Annotated in this window: 25 protein-coding genes; 13 read left to right on the forward strand and 12 right to left on the reverse strand. The window is 65.3% G+C overall.

Translation table 11 applies throughout. The features are described 5' to 3' along the window. The first annotated feature begins 78 nt into the window (after positions 1 to 78). The gene (locus JQ635_RS05145; protein WP_211408781.1) at positions 79 to 315 is read left to right on the forward strand and encodes a hypothetical protein; all 237 of its coding nucleotides are present in this window, start codon (positions 79 to 81) and stop codon (positions 313 to 315) included. Positions 316 to 494: 179 nt separating this feature from the next. Here the strand turns inward: JQ635_RS05145 and fliP are convergent, their stop codons facing one another. Both fliP and JQ635_RS05155 read right to left on the reverse strand, forming a co-directional pair. Then, the gene (gene fliP, locus JQ635_RS05150) at positions 495 to 1,247 is read right to left on the reverse strand and encodes a flagellar type III secretion system pore protein FliP (RefSeq protein ID WP_211408782.1); all 753 of its coding nucleotides are present in this window, start codon (positions 1,245 to 1,247) and stop codon (positions 495 to 497) included. Further along, complete coding sequence (locus tag JQ635_RS05155; protein WP_211408783.1) at positions 1,244 to 2,221, reverse strand: flagellar biosynthetic protein FliO; 978 nt, start codon at positions 2,219 to 2,221, stop codon at positions 1,244 to 1,246. Before JQ635_RS05155 ends, fliP begins: the two co-directional genes overlap by 4 nt. A 347-nt stretch (positions 2,222 to 2,568) precedes the next feature. Between JQ635_RS05155 and flgB the strand changes: the two genes are divergently transcribed. The 10 genes from flgB to JQ635_RS05205 all read left to right on the forward strand — a co-directional run bounded on the left by flgB (position 2,569) and on the right by JQ635_RS05205 (position 12,015). After that, positions 2,569 to 2,973, forward strand: coding sequence for a flagellar basal body rod protein FlgB (flgB, locus tag JQ635_RS05160; protein ID WP_211408784.1), 405 nt, complete (start codon positions 2,569 to 2,571; stop codon positions 2,971 to 2,973). Between the two features lie 39 nt (positions 2,974 to 3,012). Next, a complete protein-coding gene (gene flgC / locus JQ635_RS05165; RefSeq protein WP_211408785.1) occupies positions 3,013 to 3,438 on the forward strand; it encodes a flagellar basal body rod protein FlgC in 426 nt (141 codons plus the stop codon). 16 nt (positions 3,439 to 3,454) lie between these two features. After that, positions 3,455 to 3,769 (forward strand): flagellar hook-basal body complex protein FliE, encoded by a 315-nt coding sequence (fliE, locus tag JQ635_RS05170; protein WP_211408786.1) that lies wholly within the window; start codon positions 3,455 to 3,457, stop codon positions 3,767 to 3,769. A 113-nt stretch (positions 3,770 to 3,882) separates the two neighbouring features. Continuing rightward, on the forward strand, positions 3,883 to 4,146 hold the full coding sequence (gene fliQ, locus JQ635_RS05175; RefSeq protein ID WP_011088555.1) for a flagellar biosynthesis protein FliQ: 264 nt from the start codon (positions 3,883 to 3,885) through the stop codon (positions 4,144 to 4,146). Positions 4,147 to 4,163: 17 nt separating this feature from the next. Next, entirely contained in the window at positions 4,164 to 4,934 is a 771-nt protein-coding gene (gene fliR, locus JQ635_RS05180; RefSeq protein ID WP_211408787.1) for a flagellar biosynthetic protein FliR, read from the forward strand. Between the two features lie 7 nt (positions 4,935 to 4,941). Then, positions 4,942 to 6,021, forward strand: a complete 1,080-nt coding sequence (flhB, locus tag JQ635_RS05185) for a flagellar biosynthesis protein FlhB (protein WP_211408788.1) — start codon at positions 4,942 to 4,944, stop codon at positions 6,019 to 6,021. Between the two features lie 155 nt (positions 6,022 to 6,176). Next, a complete protein-coding gene (gene cckA / locus JQ635_RS05190; RefSeq protein WP_211408789.1) occupies positions 6,177 to 8,762 on the forward strand; it encodes a cell cycle histidine kinase CckA in 2,586 nt (861 codons plus the stop codon). A gap of 461 nt (positions 8,763 to 9,223) precedes the next feature. Then, a complete protein-coding gene (locus JQ635_RS05195) occupies positions 9,224 to 10,225 on the forward strand; it encodes a Tim44 domain-containing protein (protein WP_211408790.1) in 1,002 nt (333 codons plus the stop codon). A 145-nt stretch (positions 10,226 to 10,370) separates the two neighbouring features. Beyond that, positions 10,371 to 11,051: a lectin gene (locus JQ635_RS05200; RefSeq protein WP_211408791.1), complete on the forward strand. Its 681-nt coding sequence runs from the start codon at positions 10,371 to 10,373 to the stop codon at positions 11,049 to 11,051. A gap of 259 nt (positions 11,052 to 11,310) precedes the next feature. Beyond that, a complete protein-coding gene (locus JQ635_RS05205) occupies positions 11,311 to 12,015 on the forward strand; it encodes a glutathione S-transferase (protein WP_211408792.1) in 705 nt (234 codons plus the stop codon). 308 nt (positions 12,016 to 12,323) lie between these two features. Here JQ635_RS05205 and JQ635_RS05210 read toward each other — a convergent pair whose 3' ends face one another. The 3 genes from JQ635_RS05210 to JQ635_RS05220 form a co-directional block, all read right to left on the reverse strand. After that, positions 12,324 to 12,998, reverse strand: coding sequence for a methyltransferase family protein (locus tag JQ635_RS05210; RefSeq protein ID WP_211408793.1), 675 nt, complete (start codon positions 12,996 to 12,998; stop codon positions 12,324 to 12,326). A 117-nt stretch (positions 12,999 to 13,115) separates the two neighbouring features. After that, on the reverse strand, positions 13,116 to 13,289 hold the full coding sequence (locus JQ635_RS05215; RefSeq protein ID WP_211408794.1) for a hypothetical protein: 174 nt from the start codon (positions 13,287 to 13,289) through the stop codon (positions 13,116 to 13,118). Positions 13,290 to 13,578: 289 nt separating this feature from the next. Next, a complete protein-coding gene (locus tag JQ635_RS05220) occupies positions 13,579 to 14,052 on the reverse strand; it encodes a hypothetical protein (protein WP_211408795.1) in 474 nt (157 codons plus the stop codon). 247 nt (positions 14,053 to 14,299) lie between these two features. Here JQ635_RS05220 and JQ635_RS05225 point away from each other — a divergent pair, with 247 nt between their 5' ends. Then, complete coding sequence (locus JQ635_RS05225; protein ID WP_211408796.1) at positions 14,300 to 15,955, forward strand: fumarate hydratase; 1,656 nt, start codon at positions 14,300 to 14,302, stop codon at positions 15,953 to 15,955. A 110-nt stretch (positions 15,956 to 16,065) separates the two neighbouring features. Here the strand turns inward: JQ635_RS05225 and JQ635_RS05230 are convergent, their stop codons facing one another. The 6 genes from JQ635_RS05230 to JQ635_RS05255 all read right to left on the reverse strand — a co-directional run bounded on the left by JQ635_RS05230 (position 16,066) and on the right by JQ635_RS05255 (position 20,409). After that, positions 16,066 to 16,986, reverse strand: coding sequence for an SH3 domain-containing protein (locus tag JQ635_RS05230; protein WP_211408797.1), 921 nt, complete (start codon positions 16,984 to 16,986; stop codon positions 16,066 to 16,068). A 13-nt stretch (positions 16,987 to 16,999) separates the two neighbouring features. Next, the gene (locus JQ635_RS05235) at positions 17,000 to 17,296 is read right to left on the reverse strand and encodes a hypothetical protein (RefSeq protein WP_211408798.1); all 297 of its coding nucleotides are present in this window, start codon (positions 17,294 to 17,296) and stop codon (positions 17,000 to 17,002) included. Positions 17,297 to 17,402: 106 nt separating this feature from the next. Then, entirely contained in the window at positions 17,403 to 17,957 is a 555-nt protein-coding gene (locus JQ635_RS05240) for an inner membrane-spanning protein YciB (protein WP_211408799.1), read from the reverse strand. Between the two features lie 12 nt (positions 17,958 to 17,969). Next, on the reverse strand, positions 17,970 to 18,545 hold the full coding sequence (locus JQ635_RS05245; protein ID WP_211408800.1) for a hypothetical protein: 576 nt from the start codon (positions 18,543 to 18,545) through the stop codon (positions 17,970 to 17,972). A 76-nt stretch (positions 18,546 to 18,621) separates the two neighbouring features. Continuing rightward, on the reverse strand, positions 18,622 to 18,885 hold the full coding sequence (locus JQ635_RS05250; RefSeq protein WP_211408801.1) for a hypothetical protein: 264 nt from the start codon (positions 18,883 to 18,885) through the stop codon (positions 18,622 to 18,624). Between the two features lie 126 nt (positions 18,886 to 19,011). Further along, positions 19,012 to 20,409: a carotenoid oxygenase family protein gene (locus JQ635_RS05255; protein ID WP_211408802.1), complete on the reverse strand. Its 1,398-nt coding sequence runs from the start codon at positions 20,407 to 20,409 to the stop codon at positions 19,012 to 19,014. Between the two features lie 106 nt (positions 20,410 to 20,515). Here JQ635_RS05255 and JQ635_RS05260 point away from each other — a divergent pair, with 106 nt between their 5' ends. Continuing rightward, positions 20,516 to 21,244, forward strand: a complete 729-nt coding sequence (locus JQ635_RS05260; protein ID WP_211408803.1) for a TetR/AcrR family transcriptional regulator — start codon at positions 20,516 to 20,518, stop codon at positions 21,242 to 21,244. Positions 21,245 to 21,267: 23 nt separating this feature from the next. Here JQ635_RS05260 and JQ635_RS05265 read toward each other — a convergent pair whose 3' ends face one another. After that, entirely contained in the window at positions 21,268 to 21,873 is a 606-nt protein-coding gene (locus tag JQ635_RS05265) for a hypothetical protein (protein ID WP_211408959.1), read from the reverse strand. Between the last annotated feature and the right edge of the window lie 138 nt (positions 21,874 to 22,011).

The raw sequence follows: 22,011 nt of genomic DNA on the forward strand, positions 1-22,011 counted from the left end.
CTCTGCTACCTCTGGACCTCTCGACAGCTGCCCCGTGAGGCGGCAACCTGCACGTCTTCATGCCGGGAGAGGGACGATATGAGCAAGCCTGCCAAGACCGAAGCCGAACTCATTGCCATGGCGCGGGCCGAATTGAAGGCCCATGTCGATGGCCCGGACGGCTTCGCCATCTCCATCGTTCGCGACGGCGATACCTGGGAGTTCCGCGTCGATGCCGATCAGGCCACGCGGGACCGGCCCGGCTTCCCCGAAAGCGTCGCCATGCTGGTCCAGATCGGCGACCATCTCAGCAAGCAGTATGATGTGAAGGGGTAGGGGGCGTAGCCTCGAACGTCGTGCCATTGAACGCGCGACATGCGCGGTGTCATCGCCCGCGAAGGCGGGCGATCCAGTATTCCAGAGACGGCGGTGATGGAATCGAGAAGCCGCGGCGTACTGGATGCCCCGCCCCCGTGCGCAATTGCGCACTAGGCGGGGCATGACGGAGGCGGCCGCTACCCCCCGTAACTCTGCACCAAACTCCCCGCCACCAGCGACCAGCCGTCGACCAGGACGAAGAAAATCAGCTTGAACGGCAGCGAGATCGTCGCGGGCGGCAGCATCATCATGCCCATCGACATCAGCACCGAGGCGACGACGAGGTCGATGATCAGGAAGGGGAGGAACAGCAGGAAGCCGATCTCGAAGGCGCGCTTCAGCTCGGAGATCATGAAGGCGGGGACGAGGATGCGGAGCGCGAGGTCGTCGGGCGTGGCGGGCGGCGGCTCGCCGGAGAGGTCGAGGAACAGCTTGAGATCCTTCTCGCGCACGTTCTTCTGCATGAAGCCGCGCAAGGGGACGGAGGCACGCTGGAGCGCGTCCTCGACACTGACCTGGTTGGCGACGAGCGGACGGATGCCGTCGTCATAGGATTTTTGCAGCACCGGCCCCATCACGAAGAAGGTGAGGAACATTGCGAGCGCAATGATCACCGAGTTCGGCGGCGCGGTCGCCGTGCCCATCGCGGTGCGCAGCAGCGACAGCACGACCACGATGCGCGTGAACGACGTCATCATGATCAGGATCGACGGCGCGATCGAGAGCACCGTGAGCAGCGCGATCAGCTGGATCGCGCGCTCGGTGACGCCGCCGCCCTGGCCGCCGAGATTGATGCTGATGTCCTGCGCATGCGCAAGGCTTGCGAGCGAAGCCGCACCGACCAGGACAGAAAGGAAAAGAACTCTACGCGGGAGGGCTGGCAGCCTCACGAAGACGGCTTCGGACGGCCGAGCAGCGAGGCCATCTCGTCTTCGAGATTCTCAAAGCTGGTCTTCTCCGCGGCGGGCTTCGGCGGCGGGGCCGCAGGTGCCGGCGGCTCGCTGCGCGCCACGCGCGGCGGAGCGGCGGGCGGCTCCGGCGCAACCGGAGGCGCGACCGTTTCGCCGGCCGGGCGGCGCAGGGCGGCCTCCAGCCGCTGCGCCATTTCGGCAAGATTCTGCTCGGCGCTCGAGGGCGCAGCAGCGGCGGGTGCCGGCGGCGGAACGGGCGGGGCCTGCGGCACCGGCGGAGGCGGCGGCGGCGCGGGGGCGCGCTCGGCGCGCACCGGCGGCATCTTTGCCGGCTCGCTCTGGCGCGGCGGACGCGGCATCAGCGGCGGCTCGCTGCGGGCAATACGCGGTGGCAGCGGTTCGGGCCGCGGCTCGCGCTCGGGGCGCGGCGCCATCGGCTCCGGCGGAAAGCCGGGCAGGGCCGGCTCACTGCGGCGTTCGGCCAAGGCGGGCGCGGGCCGGCGCACTTCGTCGGCGAAGGACGGCCGCGCGGGCCGCGGCGGCGGCTCGGGCATTTGCGGCTCGGGATGATCGAGCAGTTCGGGCCGTGGCGCTTCGTCGGCCCAGGCACCGGCATCGGGCATGGGGGCGAGGCGCGGCGGTTCGGCGGCATTGGAGCGCTGCGGGAGCTGGTCGCGGCCGGGCGCGGCGCGCACGATATTGGGCTCGACGACGATGTCGGTCGGGCCGCCGATCATCAGGAGATGCTCGACATTGTCGCGCCGGACCAGCACCAGGCGGCGCCGGCCATCGACCGCGGCGGCATCGATCACGGCGAGCCGGGGCATCCGGCCGCGCTGGGTGTTGGCGCCGATCCGGTTGCCGGCGAATCGGCGAACCAGCCATGCAGCGACGCCGATCAACGCCAGAACGACGATGAACGCGACGATGAAGGTGATAGGGCTGCCTTGCATACTTGTCCCCGACAAATGGCGCTTTTCTCGTGCCCATGGTCAGATGCGCCAACCATCGGCGTCGGATGCCCCAAACTGCGATTTCTTAACGTCCCACGGCAAGTTTTGCCGTCCCCAACTCTTAATAACCTATGAATCGCTCGATCCAAAACGACTTCTTGGCCCGTGCGTATGCCGCCAAGCGGTTGGGTTAATGCCGCTTTTTGATGCGTAGAATCACGGGATCGCAAGGTCGTGTCCCGCCTGGGGACATGTCCCGGCGGTATCCTTAACCACCTGTTAACCATACAGGCGGCAAATTCTGCCTAGCTTCGGACACAAGTCCGACGGCGGAAGGAGCCGCAACGATGTCCATCAACGACCTCCCGGTGCTGTCGGCGCTTCGCACCAAGATGCAGTGGCACCAGGAGCGCCAGCGCGTCCTGTCCGAGAACGTCTCCAACTCCGATACGCCCAAATTCCGGCCGCGCGACCTGGTCGAGCCGAAGCTCGACAAATCAGGCGCCGTCACCGGCTCGATGGGCCCGCTGAAGATGGCCGTCACCAGCGCTTCCCACATGACGCCCTCTGGCGCAGCTTCCGGATTCGACCAGAACAGGAATGCGGGTTTTGAAACACGCCCTGCGGGCAACGCCGTCAATCTCGAAGAGGAGATGATGAAGTCCGCCAGCAACCAGATGGATTACGCGGCGGCGACCTCGCTCTATTCGAAGAGCCTGCACCTGCTCAAGACCGCGATCGGCAAGGGCTAGAGCATGGTCCGGGAACAGCAGAGCTAGCGGAGGTGGATCATGGCGAATGACAGCAGCGACTTTGCCCGCTCGATGGCGATCGCGACCTCCGGCCTGCGCGCGCAGGCGGGACGCATGCGGGTGATCTCGGAAAACATCGCGAACGCGGATTCGACCTCGCAGTCGGCGGGCGGCGATCCCTACCGGCGCAAGGTTCCGACCTTTTCCTCGGCGCTCGACCGCACCCTCGACGCGCAGGTCGTCACCCTCGGCAAGATCAAGCCCGACCAGTCCGCCTTCCGCGTCAGATACGAGCCGAACAATCCGGCTGCGGACGCGACCGGCAACGTCAAATATCCCAACGTGAACTCGGTGGTCGAGATGACCGACATGCGCGATGCGCAGCGGTCCTACGAGGCCAATCTCAACATCATCAGTGCGACGCGCCGGATGATCCAGCGCACGCTCGACATCCTCAAGAGCTGAACAGGACATTTGAGCCATGGCATCACCGACAATCGCCGCCAACGCCTATGCCAACCTCGCCCGCGTGCTGGAAAACAGTGGCGCCGGTGCCGGCAAGGGCAGCGAAGCAAGCGGGCAGTCCTTCGCTTCGCTCCTGAAAGACGCCGTCGGCAGCGTCATGGAATCCGGCCGCAAGTCCGACGCACAGACGGTGGCGATGGCCGCCGGCAAGGCCAACGTGATGGACGTGGTGACGGCGGTCGCCGACACCGACGTCGCCGTCTCAACGCTGGTCTCGGTCCGCGACCGCGTGATCTCGGCGTATGAAGACATCATGAAGATGCCGATCTGACGAGGTTGTCATTCCGGGGCGGTGCGAAGCACCGAACCCGGAATCTCGAGATTCCGGGTTCTCGCTGCGCGAGCCCCGGAATGACGGAAATTACTGGAAGTGAGAAATCGAAAATGACCGGACCCGAAACCCTCGACGTCGCGCGTGATGCGATCTGGACCATCGTGATCGTGTCCTCGCCGCTGATGGTGGTCGGCCTCGTGGTCGGCGTGATCGTGTCGCTGTTCCAGGCGCTGACGCAGATCCAGGAGCAGACGCTGATCTACGTGCCGAAGATCCTGGCCATCTTCGCCACGATGCTGTTGGCACTGCCGTTCATGGCCGACTCGCTCCATGCCCACATGCTGCGGATCTCGTCGCGAATCATCGGTGGCTGAGGCACAATGCGAGCGTTATGCGCATCGACGTCTCGCTGCTGCCGGCGCTCGCCGCTTCCTTCATGCTCGCCTTCGCCCGGGTCGGCGCGATGGTGATGCTGTTGCCGGGCCTCGGCGAGACCAATATCCCGACGCGGATCAAGCTGTCGATTGCGCTGCTGCTCACGCTGATCATCCTGCCGCTGCATCGCAACGCCTACCACGTCGACATGGGGTCGCTGGCGCCGCTGCTGGTCTTGATGCTGCATGAGATCGTGATCGGCATCGTGCTGGGGGCAACCGCGCGCGTGACGCTGTCGGCGCTCCAGGTCGCGGGATCCGTGATCGCGCAGCAGATGGGGCTCGGCTTCGTCACCTCGGTCGATCCGACGCAGGGACAGCAAGGCGTCCTGGTCGGCAACTTCCTGACCATGCTCGGGGTGACGCTGCTGTTCGCGACCGACAGCCATCACCTGGTCATCGCTGCGCTGAACGACAGCTATTCGATCTTCTCGCCGGGCGAGACGGTGTCGAGCGGCGATGTCGCTTCTCTCGCGACGCGCGCCTTCGCCGCCGCGTTCCGTCTCGGCCTGCAGCTGTCGGGGCCGTTTTTGGTGTTCGGCCTCGTCTTCAACATCGGATTGGGCGTGCTGGCGCGGCTGATGCCGCAGATGCAGGTCTATTTCGTCGGCGTGCCGCTGTCGATCTTCGCGGGCTTCCTGGTGCTCGCCGTGGTGCTCACCGCGATGATGGGCACGTTTCTCGATTATTTCATCGGTGTGATGCACCAGATGATGCCGCTCAAATAGGTGATCGATGGCGGAAGACAACGATCCCGAAAGTCAAACAGAAGACCCGACGCAAAAACGTCTCGACGATGCGCTCGAACGCGGTGACGTCGCCAAGAGCCAGGAGATCAATACCTGGTTCATGATCGCCGGCGGCACGCTCGTGGTCTCGACCTTCTCGGGCTCGGTCGGCAGCGGGCTGGTGACGCCGATGCGCAACCTGCTCGCCAATTCCTGGATGATCAAGACCGACGGCGGGAACCTGCTCAAGTTGATGCAGCAGATCGAATTCGCCGTGCTCGCGGCGGTCGGTGTGCCTCTTCTGATGCTGGTGCTGGCGGCGATCGCCGGCAACATGCTCCAACACCGTCTGGTGTGGTCGGCCGAGTCCCTGAAACCCAAATTCAGCAAGATCTCCCCCGGCGCCGGCTTCAAGCGCATCTTCGGCAAGCAGGCGGCGGCGAACTTCCTCAAGGGCCTCGGCAAGCTGATCGCGCTTGGCGTGGTCATGACCATGATCCTGTGGCCGGAGCGGCACCGCATGGAGGCGATGGTCAGGCTCGATCCGGCCGCCATGCTCAGCGCCAGCACCAGCATGACCGTCCACCTGCTCGGCGCGGTGGTCGCGGCGCTCGCGATCGTCGCCATCGCCGACTATTTCTTCCAGTACCGCAGCTGGTTCCAGCGGCAGAAGATGTCGCTCCAGGAGATCAAGGAAGAGTTCAAGCAGTCCGAAGGCGATCCGCACATCAAGGGCAAGATCAGGCAACTCCGGCAGCAGCGCGCCAAGAAGCGCATGATGGCGGCGGTTCCCAAGGCCTCGGTGATCATCACCAACCCGACCCACTATTCGGTGGCGCTGTCCTACGAGCGCGGCATGTCGGCGCCGATCTGCGTCGCCAAGGGCGTCGACAACCTCGCCTTCAAGATCCGGGAGATCGCGCGCGAGCACGACATCCCGATCGTCGAGAACGTGCCGCTGGCCCGTGCGCTCTATGCCACCGTCGACATTGACCAGGAAATCCCGACCGAGCACTACCATGCGGTTGCCGAGGTGATCGGCTACGTCATGCGGCTGAAGCGCGGATTCGGCGCCGGACGGGGATAAAATGCCCGAAAAGTACCGGAAATGGCCGTAATCTGGGAATCAGCGTACCTTTCGCCCCTGCTGCCCTTGCGCCTGCGGGTCCGATTCAGGCAGGGAGGACCCCAGCGCGCGCCGCAGCGCGTTGATTCTCTGCCGACAGGCTGCGCCAGCTCGAGATGACTGCTGAGACCGACCACGACCTCACACGCGAGCCCGTTGCGGCGAACGAGCCGTCGCCGCGCTCGGGCAGCATTGCGCTGGTGCTGCTGGTGGCCGCCGGCCTGGTTGCCGTCGCCGTCGGGCTGATGACGCTCGGGCGCGCGCAGGCGCAGCCCTATATCCTCGGCATCCTCGCCGTGCTGGCGATGGTCGGCCTGTTCAACCTGTTCGCCTTTGCCGCCGGCATCATCCGCTTCGCCGACCGTAACCTCGATGATCCCATCATCGGCCGCATCTCCGATCACGCGTTCGACGGGCTCGCCGTCACCGATGCGCGCGGACACGTGGTCTATTCCAACGCGGCCTATCTGACGCTGACCGGCGCCAGCGGCCCGCAGGACGTGCGCCCCGTGGAGCGCGTCTTCATCGGCAACCCTGATGTTTCCGAAGCCGTGTTCCGCCTGCTCAAGGCCGCCCGTGAAGGCAAGCGCCAGCAGGAGGAGGTGCGCATCTCCGGCCATGACGGCAGCCAGGGTCGCTGGCTGCGCATGCGCGTGCGCCCGCTCGGCACCGGCAAGCGCGAAGCCAAATACGCGGTGTGGTCGATCGCCGACATCACCCGCGACCGCGAGCGCCAGGAGGACGTGTTCCAGGAGCTCCAGCACGCCATCGAATATCTCGACCACGCGCCGTGCGGCTTCTTCTCGGTCAACCCGGCCGGCGAGCTCGCTTATGTCAACGCGACGCTGGCGAACTGGCTCGACTATGATCTGGCCGAGATCGGCTCGGGCGGCCTGAAGCTGACCGACGTCGTCTCCGGCGACGGCGCCTCGCTTTTGACCGCGATCGTGGCGGTGCCGGGCGAGGTGAAGACCGAGGTCTTCGACATCGACCTGCGCATGCGCACCGGCAAGACCATGCCGGTGCGGCTTTATCACAAGCTCGCCTTCGGCGCCGACGGTGCGCCGGGGCCGTCGCGCACCCTCGTCATCAGCCGCGCCCGCGACGAGCGCAGCGATCCCGATCGCGCCGCCGAAGTGCGCTTCATGCGCTTCTTCGACCACACGCCGATGGCGATTGCGACCGTCGACCGCGCCGGCAACGTCGTGCGCGCCAATGCGCGCTATGCCAAGCTCGGGCAAGCGCTCGGGCTCGACAGTGCCTCCAAGTCGATCTTCCGCGCGGTCAGTTCGCGCGATCGTCATCTGCTGATCACGGCGATCAACCAGGCCGCCGAAGGCCAGGCCGACATCGCTCCGGTCGAGGTGGCGCTGGAAGGGACCAAGGAACGCTGGGGCCAGTTCTTCGTCACGCCGGTGGATGCGGCCGAGAACGAGGCGGAAGCCGCGATCGTGCACATGCTCGAGACCACCGAGCGGCGCGCGCTGGAGAACCAGATCAACCAGTCGCAGAAGATGGAGACGGTGGGCCAGCTCGCCGGCGGCATCGCCCACGACTTCAACAATGTGCTCTCCGCCATCATGATGGCGAACGACTTCCTGCTGAACGCGCACAAGCCGACCGATCCGTCGTTCCAGGACATCATGCAGATCAAGCAGAACGCGACCCGCGCCGCGACCCTGGTGCGGCAGCTGCTGGCGTTCTCGCGGCGCCAGACGCTGCGTCCGCAGGTGCTCGATCTCGGCGACGCGCTGTCCGATCTCACCATGCTGCTGCGGCGGCTGATCGGCGAGAAGGTCAAGCTCGACCTGATCCACGGCCGCGATCTGTGGCCGGTGAAGGTCGACGTCTCCCAGTTCGAGCAGGTGATCGTCAACCTCGCGGTGAACGCGCGCGACGCCATGCCCGACGGCGGCAAGCTGATCATCCGCACCGCCAACGTCACCACCGAAGACGCGGGCAAGCTCGCCTACAAGGGCATGCCGGCCGCGGACTATGTCCGGATCGAGGTCGCCGACACCGGCACCGGCATTCCCGCCGATATCCGCGACAAGATTTTCGAGCCGTTCTTCTCGACGAAGGAGGTGGGCAAAGGCACCGGCCTCGGGCTCTCCACCGTCTACGGCATCGTCAAGCAGACCGGCGGCTTCATCTATGTCGATTCCGAGCCGGGGCAGGGCACCTCGTTCCACATCTTCCTGCCGCGCCACCACGCCGAGCCGGAGGTGCAGGTCGAGCAGCCCGCAGCGGTGGTCAGCGCGACCAATGGCGCCGCGAAGGAAGCCGCGCCCGCGGCAACTGAAGCCAAGCCCCGCACCGATCTCACCGGGCAGGGCACCATCCTGCTGGTCGAGGACGAGGAGGGCCTGCGCGCCCTCAACGCCCGCGGTCTGCGCTCGCGCGGCTACACCGTGGTCGAGGCCGAGAACGGCGTCGAGGCGATGGAGGTGCTGGAGGAGCAGAGCGGCGCGATCGATCTCGTCGTCTCCGACGTCGTGATGCCGGAGATGGATGGCCCGACGCTGCTGAAGGCGATGCGCGAGAAGAACCCCGACATCAAGTTCATCTTCGTCTCCGGCTACGCCGAGGACGCCTTCGAGAAGAGCCTGCCCGAAGGCCAGCAGTTCGACTTCCTGCCAAAGCCGTTCACGCTCAGCCAGCTCGTGGCGGCGGTGAAGGAGACGATGACGAAGCAGGGGTGAGCGTTGTGCGCGAAAGATTGCACCGACGCGCCGCAATCTCCGCCGTCGTCCTGGCGAACGCCAGGACCCATACCGCGTGATCTCTCGTTCGCGCACGCCGCCAATCCCGAACGACCGCTCTTCGCCAAACCGCCTCTTGGGGTAATGGGTCCTGGCTTTCGCCAGGACGACATCGGGGAGGCATGTGCGCAACTTCTCCGCGGCGGCAGTCTGGATAGCTTCGTCGCAAGGGCTCCTCGCAATGACGTGGTGAGAGAGCCGCGCCTCCAATGACGAGGAAAAAGCGGAATTCCCGCCTTTAACCCGCCGGTAACCGGCGACCACGGTTCCTCCGCGCACCCCGGCCAAACCCCCGTCAAATATGGGCTTTTGCCACATCCCCGCGACTGAGGGCCGCAGCCATAGGTCCCGAAACCGGCTTCACTTTTCGGGAAGTCTGCCCATCTTAGGGCCACGTCCCCATGCCGGGGATATGGGAAACGCACATGACTTTCTCGCAACGATCCCGCTCTCTGTTCAAGACGATCGCCGTCGTGCTGGCGCTTGCGCTGCCGACAGCGCTCGCCATCTCGTCCGCCGACGCGCGCGTCGGTGGCGGCATGTCGTCGGGTTCGCGCGGCTCGCGCACCTATTCGGCTCCGCCGTCGACCACGACTGCGCCGGGCTCGACCTCGCAGTTTAACCGCACCTACACCCAGCCGGGTGCAGGCATGAACTCGGCTGCGACCGCGCCGGCGCGCGGCGGCCTGTTCGGCCGTGGCGGCGGCTTCCTCGGCGGCCTCGCGGCCGGCTTCCTCGGCGCAGGCCTGCTCGGCATGCTGTTTGGTGGCGGCCTGTTCGGCGGCCTCGGCGGCCTGTCGTCGATCCTCGGCCTGATCATCCAGATCGTGCTCGTCGTGTTCGTGGTGCGGCTGGCGATGTCCTGGTGGCAGCGCCGCCACGCGCCGCAGGCGGCCTATGCCAATGCTGATGCAGGCAGCGGCCAGGGACCGCAGACGAACTATCGCAGTGGTCTCGGCGGCGGACTTGGCGGCTTCGGTTTCGGCGCCAACAATGCGCCGCTCGAGATCAAGCCCGACGACTATGAGGCGTTCGAGCGTCTGCTCAGCGAGATCCAGACCGCCTGGTCGAACGAGGACGTGGCCAAGCTGCACACGCTCGCGACGCCGGAGATGGTCTCCTATTTCGAGCAGGATCTTGCCCAGAACCGCGCGCGCAACGTCGTCAACAAGACCAGCAACGTGAAGCTGCTGCAAGGCGACCTCGCGGAAGCCTGGCGCGAAGGCGAAACCGACTACGCCACGGTGGCGCTGCGCTTCGCGCTCACCGACAAGACGGTGGACCGCAACACCGGCGCGATCGTCGCCGGCAGCGAGCAGCCGGGCGAGGCCACCGAAGTCTGGACCTTCGCCCGTCGCCCGAACAGCGGCTGGGAATTGTCGGCGATCCAGCAGACCAATTGATCGCAATCGAGATGAGGAACCAGGGCGTCGTGCTTCGGCACGGCGCCCTTTTTCTTTGGGCGTCCCGCATTGCGGCATTGGAATAAGCGAGCGCGCCTCGGGTTGAAATCAGGCGGCCAACGAAAAACACAATCGGGAGGACAAGATGATCCGTATCGAGAGATCCGTGACGATTTCAGGGCTCGCGCTCACGCTGGCCTTGCTCTCGGCGCCATCCGCGCACGCGCAGTCGGCCGACATGACGTTCTTCGTGACCTCCAGCGGCCCGGGCAAGGGAGCCGATCTCGGCGGCCTGGAGGGGGCCGATGCGCAATGCCAGAAGCTTGCGCAGACCGGCGGCGCTGGCGCCAGAACCTGGCGCGCTTATCTGTCGACGCAGGCCGCCGACGGCAAGCCGGCCGTCAACGCCCGCGACCGCATCGGCAAGGGACCCTGGCAGAACGCCAAGGGTGCGGTGATCGCAAAGGACGTTGCCGACCTGCACAGCGCGGCCAACAATCTCACCAAGCAGACCGCGCTCAGCGAGAAGGGCGACGTCATCAACGGCGCTGGCGACACGCCGAACCGGCACGACATCCTCACGGGATCGCAGGCCGACGGCACCGCTTTTGCCGCGGGTGACGACAAGACCTGCAAGAACTGGACGTCGAGCACGCAAGGCGCGGCGGTCGTCGGCCATGCCGATCGTAAGGGCCTGCGCGACGACGAACCGTCAAAGTCCTGGAACAGCTCTCACCCCTCGCGCGGTCCCGACGGCGGTTGCTCGCAGGCCGATCTGAAGAGCACCGGCGGCGACGGGCTGCTGTACTGCTTCGCGTCGAATTGAGGCGCTGAGCTCTTTCCTTCGTCATTGCGAGGAACTCGTGCAAAATTGCGAAGCAATTTTTGCCCTTGCGACGAAGCAATCCAGACTGTCTCCGCGCAGGCATTTCTGGATTGCTTCCGCCTTCGCCAAGGCTTCGGCGGACAAGTCGCTACGCTCGCAATGACGGAGGATGTTGTACCGCCGTTCCGTCCAACCCTGACGGAACCTCCGGCTGCATGCTACATTGGTCCGATCGCCCCCACGCTCACGGACCCCTCCCATGAAATACGAACTCTATTACTGGCCCGAGATCCAGGGCCGCGGCGAATATGTGCGGCTGGCGCTGGAGGAGGCGGGGGCCGCTTACGTCGACGTCGCGCGGGGGCCGCGCGGGACGGCTGCGATGATGAAGATGATGGAGGCGCCCGGCACGCCACCCTTTGCGCCACCGTTCCTCAAAGCCGGCAAGCTCGTCATCGGCCAGACCGCCAACATCCTGCTCTATCTCGGCAGCCGCCACGGGCTCGCGCCGAAGACGGAAGCCGGCCGGCTCTGGGTGCACCAGCTCCAGCTCACGATCACCGATCTCGTGCTGGAAGTTCACGACACCCATCACCCGCTCGGGCCCTCGCTCTATTACGAGGACGCGCGACCCGCGGCGAAGAAGCGCACGGCCGAGTTCTGGAAGGAGCGTGTGCCGAAATATCTCAGCTATTTCGAGGAGCTGCTTGCCGGCAATGGCGGCACTTACGTCACCGGCCGCAGACTGACCTATGTCGACCTCTCACTATTTCAGATCGTCGCCGGGCTGCGCTATGCCTTTCCCAGGCGCATGAAGAGCTTCGAGGCAGATATCCCCGGCCTCGTCGGCCTGCACGATCGCATCGCCGCGCGGCCGAACATCAAGGCCTATCTCGCGAGCGAACGCCGCATCGCCTTCAACGAGCAGGGAATCTTCCGTCGCTACAAGGAGCTCGATATTTAGCCGGTCCGGACGGAGGCTGGCGGCAGCTCCCGTTCCGGACCGGCCGTTTCGGGCGCGATCAATCGCCCGAACGCGTCCTGGCTCCCGAGCGCCTGTGAATGCTGCGGACCAGATCGATGGTTTGAATCGGCGGAGACGGCAGCGAGATCATGCTCGTCGGGGCAGGGTGGCTTGCAGAACATCGTCGCGTCTCCCGCTTGCGTGGTGCGGGTTCGCTCTAGCGGGGTTCTGTTGCGGCGACGTCAGTCGATCGGAGGATGGCCGGCGCTTTTCTGGCGGATGTCCACGTGTCGCGCGGGCGAGTGACCTCACCACACGCCCGGCACCAGGCGATAGCGCACGCGCGCGGCATAATCGATATAGCCAGGCAGGCCCTCGCGCAGCGTGCGCTCCTCGATGCCGATGCGGACGACAAACAGTGCGAGGAACAGCGGCGCCATCGCAAGTCCCCACCACGAGCCCAGCGCCAGCGGCAGGCCGGCGAAGAACAGGATCATGCCGCTGTACATGGGATGGCGCACATGTGCGTAGGGGCCGGTCGAGATCACGCGCTGCGCGCGCTCGGCTTGCAGCTTTACCACGGGCGCTGCGAACGAGTTTTCGCGGAACACCCACATCGTGAACGGCATGCAGAGCAGGAACAGCACGAAGCCGAGAACCAGCAAGGCAACCGGCATGTCGGACCAAAGCCAACGCCGGTCGAGCCCCATCACGACCAGCCAGGCCAGCATCGTCGCGATGAGGGCGGCGATGAAGGCCTTGTCGGCCGGCGGCTGGTCCCTCTGGATGACCGGACGCAGACGCTCCGCCAGCAGTGCCGGATCAATCCGATAGAGCCACCAGCCGCAGAGCGGACCGAGCAGGGCGGAGGTGATGAGGAGCACCCAGGCCGAAGGCCAATGCAGCGTGCCGGCGCACGCGAACAGCAGCGCGCCCATCGCGACGGTGAAGATCGTGTTCTGCAACAGAAGGCGTGCGATCATGCGCAGCTCTCAGGCCCGAGCGCGCACGAGTGTGATCCCGCTATCCGGCAAAGATACGGCCAGACACGCGAAAAGCCCGATCAAGCGGATCAGCCGATCCATCTTAGAAAGGGCCGATCAGGCGAGCTGATCGATCCGCGTGCCCTGACCCGGCGGCAGCGGCGCGGGCGGCTGCGGCTTGTAGGTCGGATCAGTGTCCTCAGTCTTGGTCTGGTCGTCCTCCTGCTTGGTCGTGTCGTAGTTAGGTACCACGATCGCGATCGGCGGCGGCGCCACGGTGGAAACCTTCATCCACAAATCCTCACACATCGAAACAATTCAGCCTGCCCCGACAGGAGCGAAATTTCCTTCAAGGCAATTGTTAAAATGCGAGGGATTGGTGTGGTGGGAGAGACTGCCTTTGCGTCCCCGCTGCGCAATTTTCGCGAGACGACGAGACCTCTCCTCGTCATTGCGAGCGTAGCGAAGCAATCCAGTCTGCCTCCGCGGCGGGATTCTGGATTGCTTCGCTACGCTCGCAATGACGGAGTATATGGCGGGCGGCGCCGCGATGCCGGCGTCGCCACGCTTGTAGAAACGCCTACTCGTCCTTGCCGCGCGTGATCGCGATGGACGCGTCCGTCTTGGTGCGGGCGCACTCCATGTTGAGCCGCCGGTAGCGCATGCTGATCTTGTCGCCGCGCAACAGGCCCATCCGCTTCAGGCAGCGTGTTGCACCCGTCGTGGTGTCGTCCTTCGTCACGGTGAAGACGATCGCCGCCATCGATCCCACCAGCGCAAAGAACTCCGGCGTCGGCTTGCGGTCGCCCTTGGCATAGAGCTCGATCGAATATTTGTCGCCGCGGCAGCCCACCGACAGCTCCTTGGCCGCGGGGTGCGTCAGGTAGACGATGTTGGCGGCGCGGAAATTCACCTTGAGGCGATCGATCTGGTTCGCCAGCTCCTTGGCGCTGTCGTCACAGCGATCGGCGCGCGCAGGCGAGGTGAGGGTGACAAGTCCGGTGAGGGCGGCGGCGACCAGGATCGCGCCGCGGACGTTCAGTTTGAAAATCATGATGAAAAGCCCCTGAGGGCGCGCATTCAACCTTCGTCGCGCGCGGAGCGCAAGGGGTGCATCCAGACCTTCCCCGGAGACAATTGCGGCCGCGCATCTCTGCGGACATTGGCCCGGAAAAGGGCCGTCTTGTCGCCGAATTCAGATGCCCCGGCCGCGCCAGAACGCCTTCCCTTTGCGGCAAAAAAGCTTAGAACGCTTCTATGCTAGCGGCCCGCCAGGGCTCCAAAACCCCGAGATTTGCCCCATGAACGCCCCTACCGCCTTTCCCGACCCGTCCAAGCCTGTTCCGCCCTACAAGCACACTCCGCTGTTCCCGCTGGGCAAGGACGAGACGCCCTACAAGAAGATTTCGTCCGAGGGCGTCAGGTTCGAAAAGGTCCTCGGCAAGGACATGCTGGTGGTGTCGCGCGAGGCGCTGCGGGCGCTGTCGGAGGCGGCTTTTGGCGACATCAACCATTATCTGCGGCCCGGCCATCTGAAGCAGCTCCGCTCGATCCTGGAGGACAGTGAGGCCAGCCCGAACGACAAGTTCGTCGCGCTGGACTTCTTGAAGAACGCCAACATCGCGGCCGGCGGCGTGCTGCCGATGTGCCAGGACACCGGCACCGCGATCATCATGGGCAAGAAGGGCTGCAACGTCATCACCGACGGTGACGACGAGGCGGCGCTGTCGGAAGGCGCGCGTGATGCGTATCTCCGCCGCAATCTGCGCTACTCGCAGGTTGCGCCCTTGTCGATGTACGAGGAGAAGAACACCGCTAACAACATGCCGGCGCAGTGCGAGATCTACGCCGAGGGCGACGATGCCTACAAGTTCATGTTCATGGCGAAGGGCGGCGGCTCCGCCAACAAGAGCTTCCTGTTCCAGGCGACGCCCTCGGTGCTGACCAAGGACCGGCTGCTCGCTTTCCTGAAGGAGAAGATCCTCACCCTCGGCACCGCGGCGTGCCCGCCTTATCACCTCGCCATCGTCATCGGCGGCACTTCGGCCGAGCTCTGCATGAAGACGGTGAAGCTCGCCTCCGCGCGCTATCTCGATGCGCTGCCGACCCACGGCTCGCCCGACGGCAACGCTTTCCGCGACGTCGAGATGGAGAAGGAAATCCACAAGATGACGCAGTCGCTCGGCGTCGGCGCGCAGTTCGGCGGCAAGTATTTCTGCCACGACGTGCGTGTGATCCGCATGCCGCGCCATGGCGCCTCGCTGCCGATCGGGTTAGGGGTGTCCTGCTCGGCCGACCGCCAGGTGCTCGGCAAGATCACCAAGGACGGCGTCTATCTCGAGGAGCTCGAGCACAACCCGGCGCAGTATCTGCCTGAGGTCGAGGAGTCGCTTGGCGGCGAGGTCGTCAATATCGACCTCAACCAGCCGATGAAGGAGATCCTGGCGACGTTCTCGAAGTACCCGACCAAGACGCGGGTCTCGATGACCGGCACCATGATCGTCGCGCGCGATAGCGCGCATGCCAAGCTGCGCGAGCGGCTGGAGAAGGGCGAGCCGCTGCCGGACTACTTCAAGAACCATCCGGTCTATTACGCCGGCCCCGCCAAGACGCCCGAGGGCTACGCCTCCGGCGCGTTCGGTCCGACCACAGCGGGCCGTATGGATTCCTTCGTCGACCAATTCCAGGCTGCCGGCGGCTCGATGGTGATGGTGGCCAAGGGCAATCGCGCGCCGGCCGTGCGCGAGGCCTGCAAGAAGTATGGTGGCTTCTATCTCGGCTCGATCGGCGGCGCCGCGGCGAACCTCGCCGAGCACTGCATCAAGAAGGTCGAGGTGCTCGAATATCCCGAGCTCGGCATGGAAGCGATCTGGCGCATCGAAGTCGTGGACTTCCCGGCGTTCATCATCATCGACGACAAGGGGAACGACTTCTTCAAGGAGTTGAACCTCGGCTGAGATGTCATGGCCGGGCTTGACCCGGCCATCCATCACTCTTCAAGAACGATGAATACGCGGGTCTAGCCCGCGTATGACAAGGCGAGTTGTCGGCGAAGTCTCGATCTGCCCTAACTACAATTCGTGACCTGGTTGGAGCACAGCGAACGCCACCAGCCACGCACGCCGTCGTGGCTGTCGACCAGGCCCCAGAAGCCGCTGCAGGCCAATAGCCGCTTTGGTCCGCCGTCACCGTCGATCGGGCTGCCGTACTCGTGCTGCGCCGGCATCCATTTGGCGTCGGTGAATGGCGCCTGGAACAGTCCACCCGCGCGCGTGTAGCCATTGGCGTAATTCGCGCCGACTTTGTTCGACGCGACCCAGCCGCGCCCGGCATAGGGCTTTGGCGCATTGCGCGGATACCGCTTCTCGTCCTCGTAGTCCTTGCCCGGGGGCCTCGCGCCTTCGATCAGGAACCAGCCGTCCTTGAAGCCGATGATGCGGAATTCGGTGAGCCAGCCGCCGTCGGGCGTGTTCTCGGCGCCGCCGAGCTTGAGCTTGTAGGGCGGCGGCAGCGTGCCGAGCACGCGCGCTTTCACCGAGGGTTCAGCGCGCACGTTGAGACCGTTCGGGTCCTTGTCGATCGACCAGGCGCCGAGATCGCAGGGCTCGGTGCCTTCGGGCAGGCTTGCGCGTTTCGCGGCAAGTTCGGCGTGCAGCTTCGCGAAATCGTTGTCGTCGTTATCAGCATCCGGCGCTGTGCGTGGCTTCAACTCGGCCGAGACCGCGCGCGTCGCATCAGGCGTCAGCGTGACGACGAGAGCTTGACGCGCGGTGAACACGCTTGCCGGTGTCTTCGGATCGTTCGACGTCGCCGGATAGACGGCGAGATAGCCGGTTGCACCTTCGGTGCGATAGGCGAGGCCGGCGACATATCCTGCCGGCACCATGGCGAGCGCGCTTGCGCGCCACGCCGGTTCGGTGTCCTCGGCGCGCGCTGCCTGTGTCGCGACACACAGGATCGTCGCCGCGATGAGACGGAGCGCACGCATCGGTGCAGCGCGCTTACGCCCGTGCGCCCGTGAACGGGAAGCTGCCCATCGGGCCGATCCCCATCTCGCCGCTGATGTTGTCGCCGGAGACCGTACCGGTGAATTCGAGCGTGAGCGGCATCGGTTTGTCGATCGAGACCTTCCAGGAGACGTTGTCACCGCTGACGGTGCCGTCGAAGATCTCGGCGGAATTGCCTTCCGCAACCTGCGCGCCCGTGAGCGTGCCGCCCGCGGCCTTCAGGCTGAGCGTCGAGTTGCGCTCGCCCATCGGCGTCGTCATGGTCAGATTCCAGTTGCCGTCTACGGCCATTCCCGTCTCCCCAACAAATCCCGGCGGGCCGCGACGATCCGCGGCCAGTCCTGAGCGAGCCTATAGCCCAACTCGCAGCTCCTGCCTAACCCTGCATTGGAGGCATTTAGGCGCGGGCGGCCGCACGGCGGCGGCTCGTGACGATGAGCCTGAGAACCACGTACTGCACGGCGAAGGCCAGGATCTTGGCGCCGCCGGCGACCACCGTGATGTAGAACGCCCACAGCTTCAGATCGCCTGTGGCGGCGACCGCGATCATGCCGGCGCCGATCACGAACATCAGTGCGGCCCAGGCGTAGCCTGCAGCGGTCACATATTCCGGGACGGTCTCGGCCACGATCGGCGGCATGTAGCGCAGCATCCAGCCGCGCTTGAGCATGATGGCACCGATCGCGAAATGTGCGATCGAGGGTTTTGCCAGCATGAAGCGTGGGTCGTTGGTCAGCAGCGTGACCGTGCCCAGCACGACGACAAGCGCGAGGCTCGCATAGGTCATGTAGTTGAGCTGCTGCCCCTTGACGCGGGCATAGATCACCTGCGCGATCGCGCCGGCAATCGCCACCGATGTTGCCAGCACGACGTTGTCGGTGATGAGGTAGACGGCCAGGAAGACGATGGCGGAGAGGAAGTCGGAGGCGAGGCGGGCGAATACGTCCTTCATCGTCAATCCTGTTCAGCCGGCGTCGGGGAGAGCGCGGGCGGGCGTACCGTACTTGATCTGGCGATACTCGGGATACCATTTTGTGAAGTAGATCGCGCTGTTGCGGGCGGCGAAAGCGACCGCAAGGCTCGACCAGAGCGGCAGGCCGGGGAGGTAGAGCAGCACGAGATTGGCGGCCGCCATCAGCAGCGCGGCGGCTGTCCACGCGCCGGTGATGACGTAATTGGCCGTGAGAAAGCCGGGCATTGCCGCGGTCTCCGCCGGGACGGATTCGAGCGCATATTGCAGCGTGAAGGGGTGGCGGAGCAGCATCGAGCCGAGCGAGATGACGAAGATGCCGATGTCGACCGACAGCTTGACGCCGAGCGGGCCGAGGGCGGGGTCGATCAGCGCGAGGTAAAGGCCGATTGCGGCGAACACGATCGCGGAGCCTGCGGCCAGGACCTTCACCGAGCGGCCGCGTACGACATCGATCGCAACGGTTGCGAGGCAGATTGCCGATGCTGCAAACACGCTGATCATGGCCGACGTCACCACCATCAGGAAGGTGTAGGCGCCATAGGGCGCGAGGATCAGGAAAATCGCCATGGGCCGCCTCGGTCGAGCCGATCTTTACGATGTAAAGATTAGTAGTGCAGCGGCGATGCCGGGTCAAGCGAAATCTTTACAGTGTCAAAATGACGTAGGCGACCTCTAAAAGGTGAAGGGCCGCAACGGCTTGGTCGGAGGCCTCCTCGGCCAATTCCGCCCAGGGCAGGCGCGAGAGGAGCGGCAGCGCGGAGGCGATCAACAGACCGAGGCAGAGCAGGATGCCGCCGTTGAAGAGGGTATGGCGGCTCCGACGCAGCCGGATCATCTGCAATGCGAGTGCGGCGCCGGACAGGGCGAGAAGGGCAAGGCAACCCGCGGTGATCGAGGGCATGTGCATGGGAAACTCCTCTTTCGTCATTCCGGGGCGCGCGTCAGCGCGAGCCCGGAATCCATCGGGCAGCAACACGTGTAGCGAAATGGATTCCGGGCTCGCGCCGAATGGCGCGCCCCGGAATGACGAGAGCTACGCCGCGCCCACCCAATTGCCGTGAAAGCCATCCGGCACGCGGTGACCGAGCTGCGCCAATGCGGCGGGGCCGGCTTCGATGTCGGTGGCATTGAACACGGCGAGATCGCTGCGATTTTCCCGCGCACGCCAGACCACCGCGAGCAGCCAGCCGTCGCCTTCCGCTGCATCCTTCGACCGTTCGACGAACACAGGCTCGGAGATGGTGTCGCCGGCCGGCAGCAGATAATGCCCGAGCCGCCTGCCGTTGCCGTCGACATGGACGATGCCCGAGAGCGCGCCGAACATCGGCAGTTTCGGATTGGCGCAGGCGTACCAGCCGTGTCGACTCTTCAGCCCGGCGCGGCGATCGTCGATGCGCGGGAATTCGCCGGTGAGATCGTCCAGGTACGTCTGCTGGAAGCGGTCGGTATTCCCCGCAAGATCGAACGTCCAGCGGCAGTGGCGGGCGCGCGATTTTTCCGGATCGGTCGGCCGTCCATCGGGATGCGGAAACAGCGGCGCTTCCTCGAACTGCATGACGTCGGCGACGATGCGGTCGCCATCCTCCCACGCATTCATGACGTGGAAGACGTAGCAGGCCTCAGCTCGGAACCAGACGATGTCCTTCGCCGTGCCGCTCCGCTTCATCACGCCGACATAGGCGCTCTTGTCCGGCTCCCAGGCATAGGGCGGCCGTCCGCTCATCGCGCGCTCCATGCTGCCGGTGATGGGCAGGATCGGAAACAGCACATGGTTCGCGGTGACGATGAAGTCGTGCACCATGCTGGCATAGGGCGCCTCGAAGCGTTCGAAGCGCGTGGCCTTGCCGGAAGCGTCGATCGATCCGTAGGAGAGGGCAGGCGTCAGCGGTCCCGCGGCGTTGTAGCCGAAGAACACGAGCTCGCCCGTGACGGGATCGATCTTCGGATGCGCGGTGAAACTGCCGGCGACGCGGCCCTGGTAGTTGTGATAGCCGCGCGTCGCCAGCGTGCCCGGCTCGATCTCGGTCGGCAGATGCGCTTCTTCGAGCGCCAGCAGCTTGCCGGCATGGAAGATGATGCTGGTGTTGGCGACGCCGCCGTCGGTGAGGTCTTTCGGCGCATCCGGCAGCTTGCGGCCGAAGCCGCCGAACAGCGAGCGGCCGGCATCGTGCTCGGCGAGCCATTTCGGCGTGCGGACCCAGCGGTTGCGGTAGCTGGCGCGGCCGTTCTCCAGACGAAAGGCGTGCAGCATGCCATCGCCGACGAACCAGTGCGCGCCGGGAGAATCGAATTGCGGATTGGGGCCGTTGCGATAGAGCGTGCCGTTCAGCTCGCGTGGCAATTCGCCGATGATTTTCAGGAAGGGCGCGTCGGCCTCGAACGGGATCGGCGCGATATTGTTGCGACGCTCGGCGACGGCGGCCTGCTGCACGGCGTATCCCTCCCTATCTTTACATCGTAAAGATCGAATAGAGCCAATCGCAGCGTCCGTCAAGTGAAATCTTTACACTGTCAATATTGCGTCATATAGCTTGCAAATGGCCAAGACCGACACCAAGGGCGAAACGGCGCGTCACCAGCGTGCACCCAGACGAACAGCATCGACCGCGGCATCGCGTGCGGCGCGCCGAGCGCCAAGCGCGAAGACGGAGACGCCGTATCATCACGGCGCCCTGCGCGAAGCGCTGCTGCAGGCCGCCGAGCGCGTGCTCGAGCGCGAAGGGCTTGCGGGCCTGACATTGCGCGCGGTGGCGCGCGAGGCGGGCGTCTCGCATGCCGCGCCGACGCACCATTTCGGGGATCTCACCGGGCTTCTCAGCGAGCTTGCGGCCGTCGGTTTTCGCCAGTTCAATGCCGCGATGGCGTCGGCTTGTGACAGCGTGACCACGCCGCTCGAACGTGCACTGGCGCGGCCGAAGGCCTATGTCGCCTATGCGCAGGCGCACCCCGGCATGTACGGCATCATGTTCCGCACCGAGCGGCTGGACTATTCCAGACCGTCGCTGCACGAGGCGGCCGAAGCCTCCTTCGCCGGACTTGCCAACGCCATCGGCATGATGCGGCAGGAGCAGATCAGCGGCGACGCGCTGACGATGGAGCAGGGGGCCGCAATCGCGCGGGCCTGGTCGATGGTGCACGGCTTCACCACGCTGCTGCTGGATGGGCGGCTGAAGGACATCCTCGGGCGGCTGCCCGAGGGGACGACGGCCGAACGCCTGCTCGAGGCGATGCTGACCGCGCCCATCACCACGAAACTTCCAGTGTAGCGGCTGTTGAGCTCGAAAACGCGCTAGCGCATCGTCGCCAGCTCGACCGCGCGGCCGCGCGTGCCGACGATCGTTACCTCGTCCTTGCCGCAGGTGAAGCTGCGGGCGAAATCGTCCGCGGCCTTCCGCGCGAGCTCGTTGGCGTTCGGGTTGGCGATGGCATCGACATAGGCGACATGGCAGACCGGGCCCGGCGGCAGCCGGGTCACGACCAGCATGTCCTTGGTGTTCGGCCGTCCCTGCTTGTCGGGATCGCTGCTATCGGCGATGTGCCAGCGCTGGATGATGGCAAACGGCTTTGTGCCTGCGGCGCGCCATTCGACGGTGGTTTCCGATGAATTGAACGGGGCGAACCAGAGCTTTGCCGCAGGTTCCCCGGCCGCTTCCTTGCGATTGCGCCCGACCGAGACGATCTCGCGGAGATCGTCCTCGGCGATCAGCACCATGAGGCCGTCCTTGCCCGGACAGATGCGCGTCGTGCTGCCGTCGAGCTCGCTGGGCTTACCGACCTGCCGGCAGTTCTTCGGCGCCGTCGAGGTGTAGGTGCTGCCTACGGATTGGGCGTTCGCACCATCGAGGACGGTGCTCGTCAGCAATATGGCGAGGCACGCGGCGGTGATGCGGATCATCATGCGACCTTGATGCAGCGGGAACTCCGTACCATCAGACGTCTTGATTGTGGGCAAGGTTCAAACAGGCCCGCGAGAGACCTGACAGCGGCGCGGAATCGTTCTAGAAGGGCGACTTCGCTTTAAGCTCATGCGGCC

It is taken from the genome of Bradyrhizobium iriomotense, assembly GCF_018130765.1.
Classification (GTDB): domain Bacteria; phylum Pseudomonadota; class Alphaproteobacteria; order Rhizobiales; family Xanthobacteraceae; genus Bradyrhizobium; species Bradyrhizobium iriomotense_A.

What these genes read in the sequence shown, in the direction of transcription:
- flhB (WP_211408788.1), top strand. Translation starts at nt 4,942, where the DNA reads ATGGCGGAAGACAACGATCCCGAAAGTCAAACAGAAGACCCGACGCAA.
- JQ635_RS05205 (WP_211408792.1), top strand. Translation starts at nt 11,311, where the DNA reads ATGAAATACGAACTCTATTACTGGCCCGAGATCCAGGGCCGCGGCGAA.
- flgB (WP_211408784.1), top strand. Translation starts at nt 2,569, where the DNA reads ATGTCCATCAACGACCTCCCGGTGCTGTCGGCGCTTCGCACCAAGATG.
- JQ635_RS05250 (WP_211408801.1), bottom strand. Translation starts at nt 18,885, where the DNA reads ATGCACATGCCCTCGATCACCGCGGGTTGCCTTGCCCTTCTCGCCCTG.
- JQ635_RS05230 (WP_211408797.1), bottom strand. Translation starts at nt 16,986, where the DNA reads ATGCGTGCGCTCCGTCTCATCGCGGCGACGATCCTGTGTGTCGCGACA.
- JQ635_RS05145 (WP_211408781.1), top strand. Translation starts at nt 79, where the DNA reads ATGAGCAAGCCTGCCAAGACCGAAGCCGAACTCATTGCCATGGCGCGG.
- JQ635_RS05200 (WP_211408791.1), top strand. Translation starts at nt 10,371, where the DNA reads ATGATCCGTATCGAGAGATCCGTGACGATTTCAGGGCTCGCGCTCACG.
- fliQ (WP_011088555.1), top strand. Translation starts at nt 3,883, where the DNA reads ATGACCGGACCCGAAACCCTCGACGTCGCGCGTGATGCGATCTGGACC.
- JQ635_RS05265 (WP_211408959.1), bottom strand. Translation starts at nt 21,873, where the DNA reads ATGATCCGCATCACCGCCGCGTGCCTCGCCATATTGCTGACGAGCACC.
- JQ635_RS05260 (WP_211408803.1), top strand. Translation starts at nt 20,516, where the DNA reads ATGGCCAAGACCGACACCAAGGGCGAAACGGCGCGTCACCAGCGTGCA.
- JQ635_RS05220 (WP_211408795.1), bottom strand. Translation starts at nt 14,052, where the DNA reads ATGATTTTCAAACTGAACGTCCGCGGCGCGATCCTGGTCGCCGCCGCC.
- JQ635_RS05225 (WP_211408796.1), top strand. Translation starts at nt 14,300, where the DNA reads ATGAACGCCCCTACCGCCTTTCCCGACCCGTCCAAGCCTGTTCCGCCC.
- JQ635_RS05195 (WP_211408790.1), top strand. Translation starts at nt 9,224, where the DNA reads ATGCCGGGGATATGGGAAACGCACATGACTTTCTCGCAACGATCCCGC.
- cckA (WP_211408789.1), top strand. Translation starts at nt 6,177, where the DNA reads ATGACTGCTGAGACCGACCACGACCTCACACGCGAGCCCGTTGCGGCG.
- JQ635_RS05245 (WP_211408800.1), bottom strand. Translation starts at nt 18,545, where the DNA reads ATGGCGATTTTCCTGATCCTCGCGCCCTATGGCGCCTACACCTTCCTG.
- JQ635_RS05155 (WP_211408783.1), bottom strand. Translation starts at nt 2,221, where the DNA reads ATGCAAGGCAGCCCTATCACCTTCATCGTCGCGTTCATCGTCGTTCTG.
- fliE (WP_211408786.1), top strand. Translation starts at nt 3,455, where the DNA reads ATGGCATCACCGACAATCGCCGCCAACGCCTATGCCAACCTCGCCCGC.
- JQ635_RS05215 (WP_211408794.1), bottom strand. Translation starts at nt 13,289, where the DNA reads ATGAAGGTTTCCACCGTGGCGCCGCCGCCGATCGCGATCGTGGTACCT.
- JQ635_RS05210 (WP_211408793.1), bottom strand. Translation starts at nt 12,998, where the DNA reads ATGATCGCACGCCTTCTGTTGCAGAACACGATCTTCACCGTCGCGATG.
- JQ635_RS05235 (WP_211408798.1), bottom strand. Translation starts at nt 17,296, where the DNA reads ATGGCCGTAGACGGCAACTGGAATCTGACCATGACGACGCCGATGGGC.
- flgC (WP_211408785.1), top strand. Translation starts at nt 3,013, where the DNA reads ATGGCGAATGACAGCAGCGACTTTGCCCGCTCGATGGCGATCGCGACC.
- fliR (WP_211408787.1), top strand. Translation starts at nt 4,164, where the DNA reads ATGCGCATCGACGTCTCGCTGCTGCCGGCGCTCGCCGCTTCCTTCATG.
- JQ635_RS05240 (WP_211408799.1), bottom strand. Translation starts at nt 17,957, where the DNA reads ATGAAGGACGTATTCGCCCGCCTCGCCTCCGACTTCCTCTCCGCCATC.